The organism is Planococcus liqunii, assembly GCF_030413595.1.
Taxonomy (GTDB): Bacteria; Bacillota; Bacilli; order Bacillales_A; family Planococcaceae; genus Planococcus; species Planococcus liqunii.
On the sequence record NZ_CP129238.1, the window covers coordinates 2,235,651 to 2,256,293 of the forward strand.

Here is a 20,643-nt window from a genome sequence, read left to right on the forward strand (position 1 = left end):
CGTTAATCGTTTTCAAACCAGCCTTTGGAATAAAACCAGGCGAACATGCCGGTTCCAAGAAGCAGCATCACCGTCAACACGGCAAAATAGCCGCCGTTCCATTCCAGTTCCGGCATGTGTACAAAGTTCATGCCGTAAATGCCGGCAATGAATGTCAGCGGCATGAAAATGGTCGTGATGACCGTTAAAGTTTTCATGATATTGTTCATGCGATACGAATTCAGCGAAATGTAATTGTCGCGGATATCGGACGTCAGTTCACGGTTGGAGTCGATCATTTGGCTTAATTTGATCAAATGGTCATAAATATCCTGGAAATAGGCACGTTTATGCTCCTGCAGGATAAACCGCTTGGATTCCAGGATGCGGTAAACCAAGTCCCTCGTCGGCACCACGATTTGCCGCAATTTGAACAAATCGCGCCGCACCGTAAACGTGGTTTCCATAATCGTTTTATCCGCTTTTTTCACCCGGTCGGCGTCTTCAATGGTTGCCAGCTGGTCTTCCAGATGCTCGACCAGCGGAAAAAACGAATCCACCACTTTATCCATCAATTTATAGGTCACTTCCACCGGCTTAAACTGTCCGTGCGCATTTGGCGGACTGAAATAATTCCAGGTCAGATTGACTTCTTTCAAATCCTGAAAATGGAACGAAACGATAAAATTATCTCCTATGAATACATCGATTTCCTGGGCTTCCAAAGTTTCCGGATCGAGCGAATGAAAAACCAGGAAATTCATATCGTCGTAGTACTCAAGCTTCGGCCGCTGAAGTGAGTGGATGCAGTCTTCAATAGCCAAAGGATGAAATTTGAAATGGCTGCTGAGCAGCCCAATTTCTTCGTCAGTAGGGTCGACAAAATCCACCCAGTACCATTTCATCCCTTCCAATTCCGCCAAAGACGGATCGAAAACCATCTTATTTTGTTGATTGATTGCTTGGATTCGGATCATTTAGTTTCCCTCACCTTTTTATTCAACAATAATGCACATACTGCCAGCACCAGGATATAGCCCAACATCAGATTTAAGGTGATGTCATGCGTGCCGTAGCGGTCATACAAGAATCCGATGCCAAAAGGCATGATGCTGGAAATGATATAGCCCCCTGACTGGATCATTGCCGTCCAGCTGTTGACGTCATCGGCCCGTGTGTTTTCATCGAGCGGCATCAACAGCGCAATCGGGAACAAGCCGCCAAGCGTAATGCCAAGCAGCACAGCCGCAAGCCAGATAAAGGCGGTCCCTTCAATCATCAACAACAGAATGCCGGCAGCACCGGAGCCAAGCGACACAAACGTCCAAAGAAGGCGGCTTGGGAATTTGCCCAAAAGCGCCGGGATGGACAAGTTGCCAACCAGCTGGACCAGAGACATGACCGTCAAGACAGCACCGGCTGTCAAAATGTTCATGCCTTTATCGCTTGCAATCGGCGCCAGCCACGTAATCAAGGAGAAAAACAAAGCAGACTGGAAAGCGAAAAACAGCAGCATCAGCCAAGCGCGCTTGTTTTTCCAAGGGGAACGGGCCGGCTCTCCCCTCACTTCCAGCGCATCACTTTGCGGCTCTTCAACGCGCTGCCAGAGAATCAAAGCGGCAACGGCAAGCAACCCCCAGCTGGCAAGTGCCAGCGGCCAGTCGAGAATCGTGTAAAATACCCCCGTCAGTCCGGAACTGAGTGTCGCACCAAGCCCCATGCCGAACGAATACACGCCGATCAAAGACGCGGGCCGTGTCGGGAAGTTGCGCTTGATCATCGCGGACAATAACGGGCTGATGATGGCAATCGCCAGGCCGATGAAAAAGGCGCTGGCAAGCAGTGCAGGATAAGACGGCACAAGCCCGCGGACCAGCGTCAATGTGCCGATGACAATAATCAAGATGGAAACCGAGCGCTTCATGCCGAATTTCCGGTTAAATCCTACCGCGAGCGGTGCAAACAGCCCCATGCAAAACACCGGAACAGATGTGAGCAGGCTGATCTGGCTATTGGACAGGGCCAAATCGGTGCGGATGGTTTCAAGCAGCGGGCCGATGGAAGAAATGGCCGGCCGCAAGTTCAGCGAGACGAAAAAGATGGCCAAGACCATCAGGCCAAGCACCGATTTATTGGATGGAGCAGTCACAAATCATTCCTCCTTAAGCAATTCGGTCATACAAACTTGTGTTCCCGGACACGAGCCATTAAAATGGATGTGAAAGGCGGGCACAAGGATGAAAATCGTAAACTGGAGCTATGCAAAACGCTATAACATCAAAGCCATTTTCGACGAATTTCCCCACGTGGTGGTGGTGTTCCGTCAAATCGGCGGCTATTATTTCATCTTCTCGATGAAAGGCTTAACCAAAGAACATATCCCGACGCGCAAAGACTATGTGCGCATGGAATACTTGCTTAATAAAGACCTCGGCCTTCTGGAAGCTTACAAAGAACGCAAATATAAATAAACCCCCTCTGTGCTTGATGGGCCGGCACCTCTTCTGGCTCTCCAAATTTCAGAGGTGCTTGTTTCAAAGGCCGTTTCAGCTTTCCCTTTTTTAAGTTTATCCCAGACCGCTGCTGAATGCTATCGATTTTAACAGCATTCATGGTATACTATTCTTATTGTGAAATTTGGGAGGTACGTATAAAAATGATAGCAGTAAATGATGTAAGCCTTCGCTTTGGCGACCGCAAACTTTTTGAAGATGTAAATATCCAGTTCAACCCGGGCAATTGCTACGGATTGATCGGCGCCAATGGGGCAGGGAAATCGACATTCATCAAGATTTTGTCCGGCGACCTGGAAGCGCAATCGGGCAACGTAACAATGGGTTCCGGCGAACGTTTGGCCGTCCTGAAACAGGATCACTTCGAATACGAAGAATATCCGGTTCTTGAAACGGTTATTATGGGGCACAAAAAACTTTATGAAATCATGGCTGAGAAAAATGCCATCTATATGAAAGAAGACTTCTCCGATGAAGACGGCATGCGCGCCGCTGAACTCGAAGGTGAATTCGCTGAACTGAACGGTTGGGAAGCTGAATCCGAGGCGGCTATTTTGCTTCAGGGCCTTGGCATTTCCGAAGACCTTCACGACAAAAAAATGGCTGAATTATCCGGTTCAGACAAAGTGAAAGTTTTGCTTGCGCAAGCGTTGTTCGGGAAACCGGACGTCCTTCTTCTGGATGAGCCGACGAACCACTTGGACTTGAACGCCATCAAATGGCTGGAAGAATTCCTGATCAACTTTGAAAACACTGTTATTGTCGTATCGCATGACCGTCACTTCTTGAACAAAGTATGTACGCATATTGCCGACCTTGACTTCGGGAAAATCCAGTTGTATGTAGGGAACTACGACTTCTGGTACGAATCAAGCCAGTTGGCTACCCGATTGGCTGGCGACCAGAACGCCAAAAAGGAAGAAAAGATCAAAGAACTTCAAGCGTTTATCGCCCGTTTCTCTGCGAATGCTTCCAAATCGAAGCAAGCGACATCCCGGAAGAAAATGCTCGATAAAATTGAGCTCGACGACATCCGCCCTTCTTCCCGCAAATACCCATTCGTCAACTTCACCATCGGCCGCGAAATCGGCAACGATGTGCTGACAGTTAGAGACCTTAGCCAAACCGTTGACGGCAATCAATTGTTAAACAACATCAGCTTCAATATGAACAAAGACGATAAAATCGTCTTGATCGGCGATCCGCTTGCAAAATCGGCGCTTCTCCGCATCCTGGCTGAAGAAGACGAGCCGGCTGAAGGGTTGGTCCGCTGGGGTGTTACCACTTCACGCGCTTACTTGCCGATCGACAACTCCGCTTACTTTGAAGGCAGCGAGCAATCGCTGGTAGATTGGCTTCGCCAATACTCACCGGAAGACGAAAGCGAAACGTTCCTGCGCGGCTTCCTCGGCAGAATGCTGTTCTCCGGCGAAGAAGTGAAAAAGAAACCTTCTGTCCTTTCCGGTGGAGAAAAAGTCCGCTGCATGCTATCGAAAATGATGCTGTCGCATGCCAACGTCCTGCTTTTGGATGAACCAACCAACCACTTGGATTTGGAATCCATCCAGGCGCTCAACAATGGCATGATTGCATTCAAAGGTGCGATGGTTTTCACTTCACATGACCATCAGTTTATCCAAACCGTTGCAAACCGTGTGATTGAAATCCGTGAAGACGGAAGCATCCTTGACAAGCAATTGACTTACGATGAATTCCTTGAGTGGAAAGAAACGCAAGGCATTACAAACTAATAAACGAAATCCCGCCTGCCGAAGTTCGGCAGGCGGGATTTTTTCATTTGTTGAAGCAGTGAGAAGGCATAACAAACAGGTTGCTCACTTTTGCAGAATCTGTTTGCACTTCTCTCAGCAAAAGGATCAACCTATGCAAAAACCGCGGCATTTACGCCGCGGCTTTTTTAATTCATGAAACGTTTTACCAGGCGGCCTGCCGGCAGTTTGGAAACGTATTTATTGCCCGAATGCGTGACGCCGCGCACTACGGACAACAGTTCAACATCCCCTGCCCAGTGTTCTTCAATCACTTCGATTGGGAACTTGTTCAATAACGTATTGATGATGAATACGGCTACAACCACATCATCCAGGAAGCCTCCTGGCCCTACCAGGATTTCCGGCAGAAAGTCCATCGGTGCAAAGAAATACAGAATCCCTGCTCCTACGGCCCCTTTGCTTTTCGCATCAATGCGTGAATCAAGCATCAATCGAGTCAGCAAGTGAAACAGATCCGGGGCAAACAAAACGTATTTCCCGATTTTGCTGACGAATCCGGAACGTTTATCGAGCCAACCCTCTATTTTGCTGCGCAATTTTTTATAAAAATCCTGCTGTTCTGCTTCGCTCGGAAGCGGTTTTTTCAAATAATCATTGGCATTGGCCATTGCGAATCCCCCTATTAAGTCAGTCTTAGCGTACAAGCCGATTTAGATGAATTATACCCTCATCTATAGGTCGGCTAAACAATTCCTTCACCATTCCGTAAAAAAAGAACCGCAGATGACTTGCGGCTCTTCCGGAACTTCTTCTGTGAATCCCCTATCATTTTAATCCCACCGCAGCAAAAGCGGCTTTGACGCTTGTCACTTCCTGGCTGTCTGCTCCGTACAGATCGGTGGCCGCCTGAACGCTTGCTGCCTGCAGCTGCCTGAATTTTGTGGTCGGCGTCAAATACTGGGTCAAGGTCCGGTAAAAGATCTTTCCGGTTTTTTCGATGCCGATTCCTTCCACTTTAACGTTGTAATGGGTTCCACCATTCGCAAGCAAGTAGGCGGCTTTATTGCTGATCGACGAATTGATGTGGACGCCGCCGAAGTCTTCCAAGCCCAAGTAGCGTTTTGTATAGTGGTCCGGCAAGCCTTTCAACGTCGGATCGGCCAGAGAGCGAAGCGCGTCGCCTTCAACTTTCGGTGTATACACATCCTCACCGATTTGCCAGTCCGGGGTTTCGCTGTAGGCATGCTCAATCAGCACACCGAAAATATCCGACATCGATTCGTTGATCGCTCCGGCATCGTTCCAGTAAATGAGTCCAGCTGTCGATTCTGTTACGGCATGCGTCAATTCATGCGCAATCACATCGAGAGATCCCGATAATGGCAGAAATTTCTCACCGTCTCCATCTCCGTAAACCATCTGGCTGCCGCTCCAAAATGCATTGTTGTAAGCTTTGCCGTAATGGACCGTCGACACAATCGCTGCTCCTTGGCCATCGTAGCTATTGCGGTCATGCACCGTTTTAAAATAATCGAAAGTCAGTCCGGCATAATGATGGGCATCCACTGCGGCCCCGTCCAAAAGGCCGTCCAATTGATGGTCCACATCCAGCCACAGCGTTCCGGGAAGTTCGGTTCCATTTGCTGCATCATAAGTGAAAATTCCCTTGCCACGAGTCCGGTCGATTAAATAAGATCCTGCGCTGTTCCGTACAGTATTTACTTGTTTCCGGTCGCCCAACACACCCGTTCCATTGGTTATCGAATCGATGCCGTCCGGTGCAGCTCCGTGGATTTGATTGTAGTATTCCAGAACCGCACCCGTTTTGGCGTCAATAAAATAATGGTAATTCCCGGGTACCGGTGACAAAAACTCATAGCGGATATGGTAAGCAAGCACAGGAACTTTCTTATCTAAATAAATGATCAGCTCCGGTTTTTCCAAAGGAGCCATCTCCATTTTCCGCCCGTACAACTGCTGCAAGTTTTGGAGCGCGCCGGCAGATGCTTGCGCTGGCGCCAAAGCTGCCTTTTCCTTTAAAGCAGGAATTGCTGCTAAATCCGGCACCAGTTCACCTGATACCGACTTCAGCACACCGTTTGCATCTACATGAGCGGAAATGATCGAACCGAATACCGGAATGCCATTGAACAGCTGCTGCAGCTTCACATTGGCCAATCCCAGTTCATCCACTGATTCGCTGACGATTTGAAACTGGGTGGCTTCATCTTCAACCAGCCCGTACAGCTCCTCTTTTTCATCCAGATAGGCATAGATGATTTCTTTCGCACTTTCAGAAGAACTCCTAGTTAAACTCCCGGCAATAAATGCTGGAGCTGTGCTGTCTGAACTGGCATAGACTTGCTCCGTAATTGCTGTACCGGTTGCAGCTTGAACCGGTGAAGCCAAAATCAGAAAGGCGGCCACTGCCAAGCAACATAAACGGCTCCTGTTCACTGGATTCACTCCTTTTTTGTCATCTGTGCTTTTCCTTTTATATACATCTTACCTCCTTTAATTTTCAGAATATATAGTCATCTTTATCTGTTTTATTCTAACGGATTCAGGTTCAAATACCTGTATTGAAAAATGAAAAAAGGCCACTCTAAGCGAGTGGCCTTACCCATTCTATTTAATTCACACCGACTGCCGAAAAGGCAGCTTTCACACTTGCCGTTTCTGCACTGCTTGCACCGTATAGATCCGTTGCCGCCTGGATAGTAGACACGCGGTAATGGCTGTAGTTCGAGCTTGGCGTTAAGTACTGTGTCAAAGTCCGGTAGAAGATTTTTTCGGTTTTAGCATTGCCGATGCCCGTCACTTGGACGCCGTAATGGGTGCCGCCATTTGCTAGCAAATAGGCCGCTTTGTTGCTGATGCCTGAGTTGATATGGACGCCGCCATTATCGCTCGTGCCGACATAGCGTTTCGAGTAATGGTCCGGATCTCCGTTCAATGTCGGATCGGCCATGGAGCGAAGCGCATCGCCAGCTACTTTCGGCGTATAAATATCTTCGCCGATCAGCCAGTCCGGTTTGTTGTTGGCATGATATTCCACAAGCGTGCCAAAGATATCCGAAATCGATTCATTGATGGCGCCCGATTCGTTCTGGTAAATCAGGTCGGCTGTGGTGTCTGTAACTGCGTGCGTCAATTCGTGGGCAATAACATCTAGCCCGCCGGACAGTGGAATAAACGTCGAGCCATCACCGTCACCGTACACCATTTGCGATCCGTTCCAGAAAGCGTTATTGTAGCTGCGGCCATAATGGACGGTGGAAACCAGCTGAGCCCCTTGCCCGTCGTAGCTGTTGCGGTTATGGATGTTCTTATAATAATCAAAAGTCTGGCCGGCATAAACATGGGCATCTACTGCCGCTCCGTCATAGGCTGCATTATATGCGTTGTCGGCATCCAGCCACAGTGTCCCCGGCACTCGCGTACGGTTGCCTACATCATATGTAAAAATGCCGTTGCCCCGTGTCTTATCCACTAAATACGACCCATTGCTGCTGACGACCGTATTCAATGATTTTATGTCCCCAAGTACGCCTTTGCCGCTCGCGACGGAATTGGTGCCGGATGGAGCGGTAACTCCTGAAGCTCCCTTCGCTTCATGGATCTGGTTGTAGGAATCAAGCACTTTCCCGTTTTGGGCGTCAATGAAATACTGGTAATTGCCCGGTGATGGCGCTAAAAATTCGAATTCGACGCTATACGCATATTTTGCGGTTTCTTCATCTAGATAGACAACCAGTTCCGGTGCTTCTTCATGGTCCAATTCGGGAGATCCGCCAAGTTCAGCTTTTAAATCAGCCAGGGCCAAAGCGGAAGCTTCGGCTGCTTTCAATTGATGCCCTTTATGGAGTTTTGCTTGTTTAGATAATTGCGGAACCAGCCCTCCGGAAACGGAAGTCAGCACTCCTTCTGAATCAACATGCGCGGAGATGACAGAACCGAATACCGGCACTCCTTTATAGACTTGCTGAAGTTTTAAGTTCGTGAAGCCCAGCTCGTCTTTCTTTTCGCTGATTACTTTAAAGTTTGCAGCAATTTCTTTGCCGATTTTATAATGCCCTTCCTTTTCGGACAGATAATCATAGACAGTATCTTTAGCAGACTTTTTCGATGGCAGCGTCAATTTCCCAGCGATGAAATCAGTGGTTCCGCTTTTCTGGTTGACGTGCACTTTTTCATTGACGGCATTAGTTGGAGAGGCATAGACGGATGCAGAAGTTGCCGATAAGGCTAACGCGGCGGCCAAACTTAATGTCAGTAGTTTCTTAGATTTCATTGGGGTTCACTCCTTTAATTTGCCGTCATTGTCTGGCGGTTTCTTAAAGAATAGCGGTTTGCCCTAATTGAGGATATAGGCTTCAATATCTGTTTTTTATTTCCTCAAAATATGTTATTTCACATCCCGATAAATGAATGTTTAAAATGTTCCAACTAATTAAACTACTATTGCACTGCCTTTTGATATGTTTTTGATTAGCTTAGAAATTTTGATGGTATTTTTTAAAGGCCACTGCTCTGTTTTATAAAAAAAAGACCTGCTCAATGATGAGCAGGTCTTGGAGATTAGATTTTAGTTACATTTGTAGCTTGAGGTCCGCGGTTGCCTTCCTCTACTTCAAATTCTACTTTTTGTCCTTCGTCAAGCGTTTTAAAGCCTTCGCCTTGGATCGCTGAGAAGTGAACGAATACGTCATCTCCGCCTTCAACTTCGATAAATCCGAAACCTTTTTCTGAGTTGAACCATTTAACTGTACCTTGTTGCATGTGTAAAAACCTCCTGGGAATAAAAAATTTTCAATATGGAATTTTTCCATTAAAAAAATTCACATATTCAAAAAAGTACCATCACTAGCTGATCACTTTTTTGAATAGGTGAATAGCGGTTCGTGGTGTAATCTTTAGTTCTATAAGTCTATTATAGCAATTAAAACTGATAAGTCAAATAAATCTAAAAACTATTTATAGGCTTTTTGTTGTACGTCCATAACAATCCATGATAAATTTGCAGATTTTCTTCGCAATCTTCGCAAAAAGCCAAATCGCCTTCATTCCAATATGCAATAGCTCCCTGTCCTTTGGATTTGCTGCTGGAGAATTTTTGGTCCATGCCTTTTTTTCTTTCTTCGAAATAGGCGAGAGCTTTCTGAAACTCGTCAAAGCTCTTCTGTTCATAGATGTCTTTTTCCCAGCCTTCCAACATCCACCACGGTTCTTCGAAGCCTTTCGTGTAAAAAATTTCATGCATGTAAATCCGCTCCATTCTTTCCCTATAAGCATTCTCCCAGAACTGTCTAAATATGTCTAGTTCTTTGACTGCCTTTTTTCTGGCAGTCGCAAAGTTTGTATTGGCTTCTTATTCCTTGTAAAATAGGAAGGAGACAAGGAATCATTTGAAACTTTTAGCGGCTTATTTCGTATATATAGTAACAGCTGCACCAAAGGAGGACAGTTTCATGAAGCCTTTTGAAAAATTCATCCAACGGCAGACCGTCAGCCTGCCTCTTATGACCGTCATGTTTCCCGTATTGTATATGGGTGCAGAAATCGGGCTGATCGCTTCAGGAGCCGTGGCCGCCGGAACATATCTTGCCAGCACCTCTACTATGAAACATGTACAATATTCGTCCGATTCGAAAAAACTCGGCATGACCCGGAGTGAATATAAAAATGTACGCAATCAAGTAAAAGAAGCCAAATTGAAAATCAAACAATTGCAGAAGAGTTCTTACCAGGTACGTTCAATCTCTTCGTTTAAGCAGTTAATGAATATGGCGAAAGTCGCCAACAAGATTGTTGCCCATGTGCAGCAAAATCCCCGCAAGTTTTATTTGGCGGAATCGTTCTTTTATTCGCATCTCGAATCTGCAGTGGAATTAACCCAGAAATACGCTTTGCTTGTCGGCCAGCCGGTAAAAGACCGTGAATTGAAAGTGGCTCTTCAAGACACACGCGAAACGCTGCATTCGATGAGCGATGTGCTGGAACGCGATTTGAAAAAAGTGCTGTCTACCGATGTCGAACAGCTTCGGATGGAGCTCGACTATGCCCGTCTGACCGTCGACCAGCACAACAACCAGAAATTGCTCGAACAATACCCTACTGACAGTGAAGGAGACGTGGAACATGACAGAAAATCGCTCGAATCAAAGTGAACTTGATGATTTGCTGGGCAACCCCTTCGGCATGGAGCCGGTTGCGCAGGAAGTAAATCTGGCTAAGCCGGGCGGACAGCCTGTAGCGTTAATGGAACGGTTGACTAAAGACGAACAGGAAAAGGCGCGCGAACTGGCCAAACAAATTCCTGCCGGCAATTATGAAGCTATTTTAACATACGGAGCGAATGCGCAAAACCAATTAAGCCAGTTTTCCCATAAAATGCTGGATCACGTCCAGTCGAAAGACATCGGCCCTGTTGGAGATGTTTTGAATGATTTGATGAAAAAATTGCAGGAATTGAATCCAGAAGAACTGTCCCAAAGCAAAAAGTCGGGGTTGCGCAAATTGTTTGCGAAAGCGAAGTACTCCGTTCAGGAAATGATGACAAAATATCAGAAGCTTTCCACTCAAGTGGACCGCATCAGCATCCAGCTGGACCACTCAAAACGCGGCCTATTGGAAGACGTGCAAATGCTGGAACAGCTTTACGACCAGAACAAAACTTACTTCCAGGCGCTGAACGTCTATATTGCCGCTGCCGAATTAAAACGCGATGAAATTTTGAATGAAACGATTCCAACTCTACGCCGCCGCGCCGAGCAATCGAACGACCAAATGGCCTACCAGGAAGTCAACGATATGGCGCAGTTTTTGGACCGCCTGGAAAAACGGCTTTACGATTTGCAGCTGTCTCGCCAGATCACAATTCAAAGCGCACCGCAAATCCGGATGATCCAGCAGACCAACCAGACCTTGGCGGAAAAAATTCAATCGTCCATCATGACATCGATTCCGTTATGGAAAAACCAGATTGCCATCGCTTTGACGTTGAACCGCCAAATGAAAGCAGTCGAAGCCCAGAAACAAGTCACCGCTACGACAAATGAATTGCTTCTGAAAAACTCCGAAATGCTGAAAGTGAATTCCGTTGAAACGGCCAAAGAAAATGAGCGCGGCATAGTGGAAATTGAAACCTTGAAACAAACGCAGGAAAACTTGCTGACCACGATTGAAGAAACGCTTCGCATCCAAGCTGAAGGACGCAAAAACCGCAAAGCGGCAGAAATTGAAATCGGCAAAATGGAAGAAGATTTGAAACAACGCCTGCTGTCGATCCAAGACGACCGCGAAGGGCGTGCATGATGTTAACCCGAAAGCTTGTGAGCTTTCGGGTTTTTTTGTGCCTTTTGGCCGTGCGGACAGTATATGGCTGGCTGGGACAGTATTTCTGTTCGAGCGGACAGTATTTCGGCTATCCAGGACAGTATTCTCGTTTTCTAGGAGTAGCCAGCTCTCAAAATACATAAAAATATATTGGAAAGCCCACCGTGCATGGCACAGTGGGCTCTTCGGATGGGTTCCGCGTCGTGGAACCCATCCGTTTTGGCAGCAACGGCCCGGAAACCGGGTTGTTGCTGTTGCAAAATCTTCTTCTTCCACCGAAAAGAAAGTAAATACGTGTGAACAGAAAGTATTCACGTCCAAAATGAAAGTATTTCACCACTAATTGAAAGCAACCCTTTTTCCGGAAATTATTTATCTCTTATATAAGTAAACTAATGAAATGAATCCTTCGCGCATGCACAGAGGGTTTTAGGATAGCTCTGTCCCATATGAAGAAGCAAAGCTATTTTAACATCCTATCTTCTTTGCTTTCGAATGTATTTTCTCGACTCCTGCGCAGACTGCATTTTTTCACCAATTATCCAGACTGAATCACCAAATGCAGTGTCCGCTTCAACAGCCGCAGTGTCTGTTCGACAAATTGCTCGAGCGAGTCAGCGCTGACGGATTTATTGCCATACATCATGCGGTAAAAAGCGGCCTGTTCATCGGTTGTCGGTTCGCTGCTCAGAAACAGATGCAGCACTTCGATGCCCTGCTTTTTCGCTTCGGAAACCGCATTGGCCGTGTCTACGACGCCATTTTCGGCGTAGTTGTAGGCAGATGGTTCTCCGTCTGAAAATACCAGCATAAAGCGGTGCTTTTCGGGCCGCTTGTTGATGCGGTCCTTCATCCAGCGAATGGCAAAGCCGTCCCGGTTGTCTTCGTGCGCTTCCATCGAAACAATTTCCTCGGCATGGTCACGGCTGCCGTCTTCCAGTTTGTGCATCCATTCAAAGTAATTCGGTTGTGCTGCGTCGCTTGCCTCGTATGCATCTTCATAAAACAGCACAATGTCATGCGGTACATTCAATCCGCGCAGCACATCGTGGAATAGCAGGACGGCTTGTTTCGTTTCATCGAGTTTATCAATCATCGATGCCGAACCGTCAATCAGCAAACAAAAAACGGCATCCAGTTCTTTGGAGGGCGCAGTTTTCCGGTAAAACGGCTTTGGTCGTTCTTCAATCACCAACGGCAACAGATTTCTCGACAATCTGCCGGCATTCAAATTGTGCCGCACATCTTGCCGGCGCTGCGTCATGCGTTTTTTCAGCTCGCGCAGTAACGCCCGCACATACGGCGCTTGTTTTCTGCGCCAGTCTTCAATAACCGCCCGTTGGTCTTTTGATGCCGCGATCCTTTTTTCCGCGTAAACCACTCCATCATTGGCAGCGCCGAATTTGCCAGCTGCTTTTTTCGGTTCGCTTTCCATCCGCTGGTCGGTTGCGTCATTGTCTTCCTGATGTTCACCGCGGGAATCGCCTTTCGCCGTCTGCTGGACATCCCCGCTACCTTCATCTTCCCGGCCGCCTTCTGCATAGCTGGAATCGCCTCGTTCGAGTTCATATTCCATCGCCGGTGCTTCCGATATTTCTGTTTCGCGGTGCCAGGACTGGAACCATTCCTCAATCGTTTCGATTTCTTCTTCCTGGTTTCCCTCTTCAGGCTCGATGCCTTCATGGTAACGGTAAGGCGGCGCTTTATCTGCCGCTTCGCCGAATGTATAATACGTGTGCACCATGTCTTCTGCCAATATATATTCCAGCCGCGGCAGCAGGCGTTTCACTACTGCTGCCGCATCAGCGGTGGACCTTGCATCGAATAATCCCGTCCATAGAAAGAACAACGGCTCGAATGCTTCACTGTCCGGCGCTTCTTCCCCTCTTAAGCGCAAAAATGCCGCATTTAAAAAAGCATCCGCCAAAAAACCTTTTTGCCGGTTCTGCCGGTATTGATCCTTGTGGTAATCCACATAAACAGACTCTCTTATTGTGAAAGCTTCAGCTGTTCCCGGCCGCTCTTTGCTGATTTTTTCAATCAACCGAAACTCTTCTGCACACAACAGCAGCTGTTCTTTTAAATTTGGAAGCTCTGCAGCTGCACCTTTAAATCGCAGCCAGGCCTTCATATTAAAATGGCGCCAATACCCCGCACCCAGTAAATAAACATCGGATAAATAGCCATTGCGTTCAATATTTTTCGGGCGATGGCGCCAAAAAACACTGATTGACACCGATGCTTCCGACGGCCGGAATTCAATCAATTTTCGCGTTGTCACTTTTAGATAAGGGGCATCCGCCAATGCACCCGCCAGCATCTCCATTTGGTGGAGCAATTTCGTATCGATCGTTTCATTATTAAATTGGATAAAGCGATTGACTGAAGCCATTGCCTTCACCTACTTCTTCCAAGTATTCGCCAAGTCCATGAACAAATCGCGTTCACTGTCATCTTCCAGTTTTTCAGCAATGGCGTATTGGACCGCACGCATCGGATCCATGTGCTGCGCCAGCGCCGTTGCATCCAATAAACTGCGGATGGAAGCCGCTTCTTCTGACAGCAAGCCGTTTTGCACTTGCTTCATCAAATCGGCTGCCAACTCCAGCATAAAGTTTTTGAGTGCCTGGTCAGCTTCCGGAAATTCCCGGTTCCATAATTGCTGCAGCTGGTCGCCCGTCAAATACGGAATCGGATAAGCGATAAACCGGTTTTTTAACGCTTCGTTCATTGGAGCTGTTCCGATATAGCCTTCGTTGATTGCAGCGATGACACCAAAATCCGGATGTGCTTCAATCACTTCACCGGTAAACGGGTTGGTCATCATCCGCCGGTGGTCCAGTGCGCTGTGAAGAATCGGCAGCGTTTCGGGCTTGGCCATATTGATTTCATCAATGTACAAAAAATGCCCTTGCTTCATCGCGGTTACTACCGGCCCTTCCACGAACTCGATGCGGCTCTCCCCTTCCCGCTGGACGAGTGTCTTAAAGCCAAGGAGCGCTTCCGCGTCGAGGTCGACGGAACAGTTAATGCTTTGCATCGGCTGCTTGAACGTCGCTGAAATGCTCTCGGCCAGCTTCGTCTTGCCGGCGCCTGTTGGCCCTTTTAAAAGCACGGGCTTGCGCAACACCACGGCCGAAAGAATATCCTGCCATAAATTCTCGTCGGGCGCGATATAACCGCCTTCGCCGATCAATTTCTTGTAATCGCCGTGTTCACGGGCCGTTCTGTTTTGAATGTCCTGCTCAATAAAATGCATGCAAACTCCTCATTTCATAGAAAAAACCGATGAGCTTCCATCGGTCTGTTTTGTTATTTGGGTTATGGATTTCTTTAGGTTGAAGCTAAACGGCTGTTTCCGCTTTTCTTACTGTCCAGCTGCAGCGCCTAGCCCCTCGAGTCACTTCGGCCTTGAATCCATAGCTGGAAAGCGCCATGGCTTTCAAAACCTCCAGCGCTTGTCGGGGCTGGACAGGCGCTTCCGCATTTCTTGTCTAGCTGCAAGAGCCAGCTTCTCGGGTTATAAGCCGACCCAGCTAGGTGGCAAAAACACGCCACTTCGCTGGTCCGTCTTATACCGGTCGAAGCTAAACGGCTCTTTCCGCATTTCTTACTCAAAATATGTTTTGTAGAATCCTCCGACTTTTCCGGTGTTGTCTACGACGAACAAAAATTCTTCCGTTTCATTTTTCACTTCGTAGGTTTTGCCTTCTGTCAGTACGTTCGATACCAAAAACTTTGCAGCATCGGTATGCTTGCACGTTACCGTGCGGATTGTCTCTTTTGTCAACCATTCGTTGTGAATCACAGTCCTCATCCTTTTCAATCTGTCTATTCATTTAGTATAAGGAATTACGTTAAGGATTTCAAATGCCGTTATTTCTTCGCAGTCCGGGAATGCAAGTATACGCGCAGCACCACGGCACAAACCACGACTATGGATAAAACCGTCAGCGCAACTTGGAGGTGTTCCAGAATGGATTTATAAGCATATGGGAAAGTCCTGCCCAAATTAAAATAAATGAACATCCAGACAAATCCCGCGGTGTAGGCATACAGCATGTATTGGCCGAACGGATAACGGTTTGCGCCGACAACATAAGGCATTGCCCAGCGGACGCCGGGAAGGAAAAAGCTAAACGAAATCGCCATTTTGCCGTGCCGCTCCAAAAATTCCGTTACGTTGCTGACCGCGCTCTTAAAACGGGTCCGGTTCAGCTTGTTGATCAGGCGTTTCCCCAATACCCGACCAATCAAATATGCGAACGAGTTGCTTGTAATCAACCCTAAATAAGCAGAGATGAATGCATAGACCGGATGGAATGAGCTGATTTCGGTCAAGACGCCTGAAAAAGAAGCCGCTACTTCGTTTGGCAAAGGCATGCCAAAGAGCAGCAGCCAGTTGAAAATGAACATGCTGACGTAGCCATATTCCTTTACCAGATCCATTAAAAAAGTTAAATCCATACTTAACGCCTGCCTTTTGACTCATCTCCTTCTATCATGACAAAAAAAGGATGTCCCTGCAACGCAGGGACATCCTTAAAAGTAGTTAACTGTATGAATTTGTGTCCAGTTTGGGACGGTTATGCTAGTTGTCCAGCTGCAAGAGTTCAGGCATTCAAAGCCTTCAGCGCTTGTCGAGACTAGACGGCCGTTTCCGCTTTACTAATTGTCCAGCTGCAAGAGCCAGCTTCTCGGGTCATAAGCCACTCCGGCTGTGCGGCAGAAGGCGCCGCTTCGCCGAATCGTCTTATGCCTGTCGAAGCTAAACGGCTCTTTCCGCTTTTCTAATTAAGATTCAAGCAATAGGTCTTCTGGGTTTTCGATCAATTCTTTGATCATTTTCAGGAAGCCAACTGAGTCGCTGCCATCGATTACGCGGTGGTCATAAGAAAGAGCCACGTACATCATTGGGCGGATTTCAATTGAATCGCCAATTGCTACCGGACGTTTTTGGATAGTGTGCATTCCAAGAATCCCTACTTGTGTTCCGTTCAAGATTGGAGTAGACATCAATGATCCGAATACACCGCCGTTAGTGATGGTGAATGATCCACCTGTCATGTCAGCAATTGAAAGCTTTTTGTCGCGGGCTTTTTTCGCAAGGTCTGCGATGCTCGCTTCAATTTCAGCAAAGTTTTTCTTGTCTGTATCGCGGACGATTGGCACAACCAGCCCTTCTTCTGTAGAAACTGCAATGCCTACATCGTAGAACTGTTTCAATAATAGATCTGTGCCGTCAAGCTCAGCGTTCACGTAAGGGTATTTCTTAAGTGCTGCTGTAACTGCTTTTGTGAAGAATGACATGAAGCCAAGGCGAGTTCCATCATGATCCTGTTGGAACTTATCTTTTTTGCGGCTTCTCAACGCCATAACGTTGGTCATGTCGATTTCATTGAATGTTGTCAACATAGCTGTGTTTTGGCGAACTTCCAACAAACGCTTTGCAATCGTCTGGCGGCGGCGAGACATTTTCTCGCGGACGACGCGGCCAGATTCTTCATCAGAAGAAGGTGCAGAGGCTTTTGGAGCTTCCGCTTTCTGTGCAGGTGCAGACTCAGCAGCCGGTTTTGAACCATGAGCTTCTACGTCTTGTACACGTACACGGCCCATCGGGTCTACCGGAGAGATAGCAGCAAGATCGATGCCTTTTTCACGAGCCAGTTTGCGCGCAGCCGGGCTAGCGATTGTGCGTTCTGAAGACGTTTGCTCTTCAACTGCCGGAGCTTCCTCTTTTGCTTCCATTGTAGCTCCTGGCTGTGATGTTGTTGGAGCTTCTTCTTTCGCTTCCGGTGCAGGTGCAGCAGCTGGTGCAGCACTTTCGCCTGAAGATGCGCCGACGATTGCAATCACTTGTCCAACTTCAACAGTGTCGCCTTCTTTAGCCAAGTGCTCTTGTACAACGCCCGCTTCTTCAGAGATAACTTCAACGTTTACTTTATCTGTTTCCAATTCAACGATGAATTCACCTTTTTCAACTGTTTCGCCTGGCTGTTTGAGCCACTGAGCGATCGTTCCTTCTGTAATCGATTCTGCTAATTCTGGTACTTTAATTTCTGCCACAAAAAATTCCTCCTTAGATTATCTCTCTTTTATCAAGCGGAAAGCTGCTGCCCAAAAGCTTCAACTGCCTTTCGGGCAATAGCCGGTCCGAATCTTATTTTGTTAACGCTGCGTCCAGGATACGGGCTTGTTCGACTTTATGCGATTCTCCGTCTCCCTCAGCAGGGCTTGAACGTTTGATGCGGCCGTAATAAGCCACATCTTTGTCTCCAGCGATTTCTCTTAAGTAAGGTTCTGCAAATGTCCAAGAACCCATGTTTTGCGGTTCTTCCTGAACCCATGCCAATTCTTTGGCATTCGGGTAGCGGTCAACAATCGCTTGGATTTTTTCAGATGGGAAAGGATACAATTGCTCAACACGGACGATATGCGTCCAGTCGAAGCCTTTGCCGTCTTTCACACGCTCTGCCAAATCAATGGCCATTTTTCCGCTGGCGAAAAGGATGCGCTCCACTTTTTTCTCTTTTGTCCCCATGCCCGGCTGTTCCAGAACTGTCTGGAAGTGGCCTTGCGTCAAATCTTCTACGTCCGCTCCAACTAAAGGATGGCGCAATAAGGATTTCGGCGACACGATAATAAGTGGACGGATTGACTCTTCTTCCAGCATTTTCGCTTGGCGGCGAAGAATATGGAAGTAGTTGGCAGCGCTTGAAAGGTTCGCCACTGTCCAGTTGTTTTCAGCTGCCATTTGCAGATGTCTTTCCAGGCGTGCGCTTGAATGCTCAGGCCCTTGTCCTTCAAAGCCATGAGGCAGAAGCATCACAAGCCCTGATTTTTGTCCCCATTTCGAGCGGCCAGCAGAGATGAACTGGTCGAACATCATTTGTGCCATATTGGCAAAATCGCCGTACTGAGCTTCCCAAATAACTAGCGCTTTGTTGTTTTCAACGTTATAGCCGTATTCAAAACCAAGCACTGCTGATTCTGTCAACGGGCTGTTGTAAACAACGAACGATGCTTTCGCGTCAGAGATATGGTGCAGCGGCACCAATTCTTCGCCCGTCTTCTCATCATGAAGCACAAGATGGCGATGTGCAAATGTTCCGCGCTGTGCATCCTGGCCAGTCAAACGGATCGGGTTGCCATCCTGCAGGATGGCGCCGAATGCCAAAGTTTCTGCGTGAGCCCAGTCGATTTTCCCTTTGCCGTTGAATGGATCTTCGCGGCGCTTCAAGATGCGTGCAAGTTTTCCAAAAGCAGAGAAGTCGCTTGGCCATGTCAGCAAATCTTCGTTCAGTTTCACGAGCACGTCTTTGTCGACGCCCGTCGGCACTTCCGGATAGCCATTTTGGACCGCTTCCGGAATCGTGATTTCGTGTTTGTCGTCCGATTTGTTTTCTTTCACTTTGTCGTAGGCTGCCTGCATTTCTTTTTGTGTTTCTGCATCCAGTTCCTTCACTTGTTCTTCGGAAAGAACTTGTTCAGAAGCCAGCTGTTTGCCGTAAAGTTCACGGACAGTCGGATGCTGGTGGATGCCGTGATACATCAGCGGGTTCGTGACAAGCGGCTCATCCATTTCGTTGTGTCCGTAGCGGCGGTAGCCGATCAGGTCAATCAGGATGTCCTTGCCGAATTTTTCGCGGTATTCGAATGCAAAACGCGCTACTGCAACGACTGCTTCCGGATCGTCTCCGTTTACGTGGATAACCGGCACTTCATAGCCTTTTGCAGGATCAGAAGAATAATGAGTCGATCTTGAATCGTATTGTTCTGTTGTAAACCCGATCAGGTTATTGGCGATAACATGGATCGAACCGCCAGTCTGGAATCCGCGGATTCGGCTGTAGTTCAATGTTTCCGTTACAACGCCTTGGCCTGGGAAAGCGGCATCTCCGTGAACGAGAATCGCATATGCCTTTTTCGGATCCATCGGAGCAACACCCGGTGCATCCGTGATTTCCTGAGCTGCACGGGTCTGTCCAGCCACAACCGGGCTGACAATTTCCAAGTGGGACGGGTTATACGCAAGTTTAATATTGGTTCCTTTAGGCGAAGTATAAGCTGCGCCCATATGGTATTTCACGTCGCCGAACCAGCCTTTTGTAATCTGGACCGAATTGTCTTCCGGAAGGAAGGTTTCATCCGGCACATGTGCGAATCCAGCGAACATCATGTCGTAAGGCTTGTGCAAAATGTGTGTAAGCACATTTAAACGACCGCGATGAGCCATCCCGATCATGATTTTTTCTGTCCCTTTTGCTTCTGACAAACGCACCAGTTCGTCCATCAAAACAACCAAAGTGTCTACGCCTTCAATCGAAAAGCGTTTTTGGCCGACAAATGTACGATGAAGGAATTTCTCAAAGCCTTCAACACGGGTCAACAGATCAAGAATTTCTTTTTTCTTATCTGCATTAAGCGATGGCTTGAATTCGCCGCTTTCAATTTTTTCCTGGATCCAGTTGCGTTCCTGCAGCTGAACAATATGAGAAAATTCGAAAGCAACTTTATCGGTATACAAAGATTTCAAATAAGAAATCGCTTCTAAACCGTTCGTGATGTTTGCCGGTGCATCGGACAAAAGAAGTGAAACTGGGACTTCCTTCAAGTCCTGTTCGGTCAAACCATATGCTGATAATTCCAGACGGGAAGTATCTTTCGGCTGGTCTTTCAGCGGGTAGATATCTGAAGCCAAGTGTCCATGGGCACGAATAGCTTCTGCCAGCTGAATGGCAGCCAGAACTTTGCCAAATTTGTTCGTCTCTACACCTGCAGCGGCAGTTTGGGCTGGAGCTGCAGCACGTGGAGTCACATCGATCGGCGGACCGTACTGTCTAAAAAGTTCTGCAAATTCCGGGTCAAGCAGTTCCGGAGATTCTTGGTAAAGGTCGTACATTTCCATAACATATCCAAGGTTTGGGCCAGTGATGGAATTCCATGGGGATTTTGCATCTGAATAATTGCTAGACATTAAAAAAACCTCCAGATATTTGCCTTTTTGGCAGTCACTTTTATTGTATGTGTATCTTCCTTATTTTATCACGCATCCCACTAGACATAAAGCAGAAGGCGCT

17 protein-coding genes are annotated in these 20,643 nt (G+C 47.5%); 4 read left to right on the plus strand and 13 right to left on the minus strand.

The genetic code is table 11. The features are described from left to right. Positions 1–2: 2 nt before the first annotated feature. Entirely contained in the window at positions 3–956 is a 954-nt protein-coding gene (corA, locus tag QWY22_RS11310; protein ID WP_300980986.1) for a magnesium/cobalt transporter CorA, read from the minus strand. Beyond that, positions 953–2,128, minus strand: coding sequence for an MFS transporter (locus QWY22_RS11315; RefSeq protein WP_300980987.1), 1,176 nt, complete (start codon positions 2,126–2,128; stop codon positions 953–955). Before QWY22_RS11315 ends, corA begins: the two co-directional genes overlap by 4 nt. An 88-nt stretch (positions 2,129–2,216) precedes the next feature. On the opposite strand from QWY22_RS11315, the gene QWY22_RS11320 reads away from it, so the two are divergent. Then, on the plus strand, positions 2,217–2,450 hold the full coding sequence (locus QWY22_RS11320; protein ID WP_074510928.1) for a protein YuzH: 234 nt from the start codon (positions 2,217–2,219) through the stop codon (positions 2,448–2,450). Positions 2,451–2,635: 185 nt separating this feature from the next. Continuing rightward, positions 2,636–4,243, plus strand: coding sequence for an ABC-F family ATP-binding cassette domain-containing protein (locus QWY22_RS11325; protein WP_300980988.1), 1,608 nt, complete (start codon positions 2,636–2,638; stop codon positions 4,241–4,243). A 167-nt stretch (positions 4,244–4,410) separates the two neighbouring features. On the opposite strand, the gene QWY22_RS11330 is transcribed toward QWY22_RS11325, so the two are convergent. The 5 genes from QWY22_RS11330 to QWY22_RS11350 all read right to left on the minus strand — a co-directional run bounded on the left by QWY22_RS11330 (position 4,411) and on the right by QWY22_RS11350 (position 9,488). Further along, entirely contained in the window at positions 4,411–4,893 is a 483-nt protein-coding gene (locus tag QWY22_RS11330) for a YkvA family protein (protein ID WP_300980989.1), read from the minus strand. Between the two features lie 157 nt (positions 4,894–5,050). Beyond that, complete coding sequence (locus QWY22_RS11335; protein WP_300980990.1) at positions 5,051–6,682, minus strand: M4 family metallopeptidase; 1,632 nt, start codon at positions 6,680–6,682, stop codon at positions 5,051–5,053. Between the two features lie 175 nt (positions 6,683–6,857). Next, complete coding sequence (locus tag QWY22_RS11340; RefSeq protein WP_300980991.1) at positions 6,858–8,519, minus strand: M4 family metallopeptidase; 1,662 nt, start codon at positions 8,517–8,519, stop codon at positions 6,858–6,860. 287 nt (positions 8,520–8,806) lie between these two features. Beyond that, entirely contained in the window at positions 8,807–9,007 is a 201-nt protein-coding gene (locus QWY22_RS11345) for a cold-shock protein (protein WP_036803234.1), read from the minus strand. A gap of 184 nt (positions 9,008–9,191) precedes the next feature. Further along, positions 9,192–9,488, minus strand: coding sequence for a DUF1033 family protein (locus tag QWY22_RS11350; protein WP_300980992.1), 297 nt, complete (start codon positions 9,486–9,488; stop codon positions 9,192–9,194). A 208-nt stretch (positions 9,489–9,696) separates the two neighbouring features. Here QWY22_RS11350 and QWY22_RS11355 point away from each other — a divergent pair, with 208 nt between their 5' ends. Then, positions 9,697–10,395, plus strand: coding sequence for a 5-bromo-4-chloroindolyl phosphate hydrolysis family protein (locus QWY22_RS11355; protein ID WP_224077074.1), 699 nt, complete (start codon positions 9,697–9,699; stop codon positions 10,393–10,395). After that, positions 10,367–11,542 carry a toxic anion resistance protein gene (locus QWY22_RS11360; RefSeq protein ID WP_300980993.1) on the plus strand — a complete coding sequence of 392 codons (1,176 nt, stop codon included), beginning with the start codon at positions 10,367–10,369 and terminating at the stop codon, positions 11,540–11,542. The genes QWY22_RS11355 and QWY22_RS11360 overlap by 29 nt, the downstream gene beginning before the upstream one ends. Positions 11,543–12,101: 559 nt before the next feature. Here the strand turns inward: QWY22_RS11360 and QWY22_RS11365 are convergent. The 6 genes from QWY22_RS11365 to QWY22_RS11390 form a co-directional block, all read right to left on the minus strand. Further along, positions 12,102–13,955 (minus strand): nitric oxide reductase activation protein NorD, encoded by a 1,854-nt coding sequence (locus QWY22_RS11365; RefSeq protein ID WP_300980994.1) that lies wholly within the window; start codon positions 13,953–13,955, stop codon positions 12,102–12,104. Between the two features lie 9 nt (positions 13,956–13,964). After that, positions 13,965–14,822: an AAA family ATPase gene (locus QWY22_RS11370; protein ID WP_300980995.1), complete on the minus strand. Its 858-nt coding sequence runs from the start codon at positions 14,820–14,822 to the stop codon at positions 13,965–13,967. 351 nt (positions 14,823–15,173) lie between these two features. Beyond that, positions 15,174–15,371 carry a DUF6501 family protein gene (locus tag QWY22_RS11375; RefSeq protein ID WP_300980996.1) on the minus strand — a complete coding sequence of 66 codons (198 nt, stop codon included), beginning with the start codon at positions 15,369–15,371 and terminating at the stop codon, positions 15,174–15,176. A gap of 68 nt (positions 15,372–15,439) precedes the next feature. After that, positions 15,440–16,030, minus strand: coding sequence for a DedA family protein (locus QWY22_RS11380; protein ID WP_300980997.1), 591 nt, complete (start codon positions 16,028–16,030; stop codon positions 15,440–15,442). 327 nt (positions 16,031–16,357) lie between these two features. Next, complete coding sequence (gene odhB, locus QWY22_RS11385; protein ID WP_300980998.1) at positions 16,358–17,629, minus strand: 2-oxoglutarate dehydrogenase complex dihydrolipoyllysine-residue succinyltransferase; 1,272 nt, start codon at positions 17,627–17,629, stop codon at positions 16,358–16,360. Positions 17,630–17,723: 94 nt separating this feature from the next. Beyond that, positions 17,724–20,540, minus strand: coding sequence for a 2-oxoglutarate dehydrogenase E1 component (locus tag QWY22_RS11390; protein ID WP_300980999.1), 2,817 nt, complete (start codon positions 20,538–20,540; stop codon positions 17,724–17,726). Between the last annotated feature and the right edge of the window lie 103 nt (positions 20,541–20,643).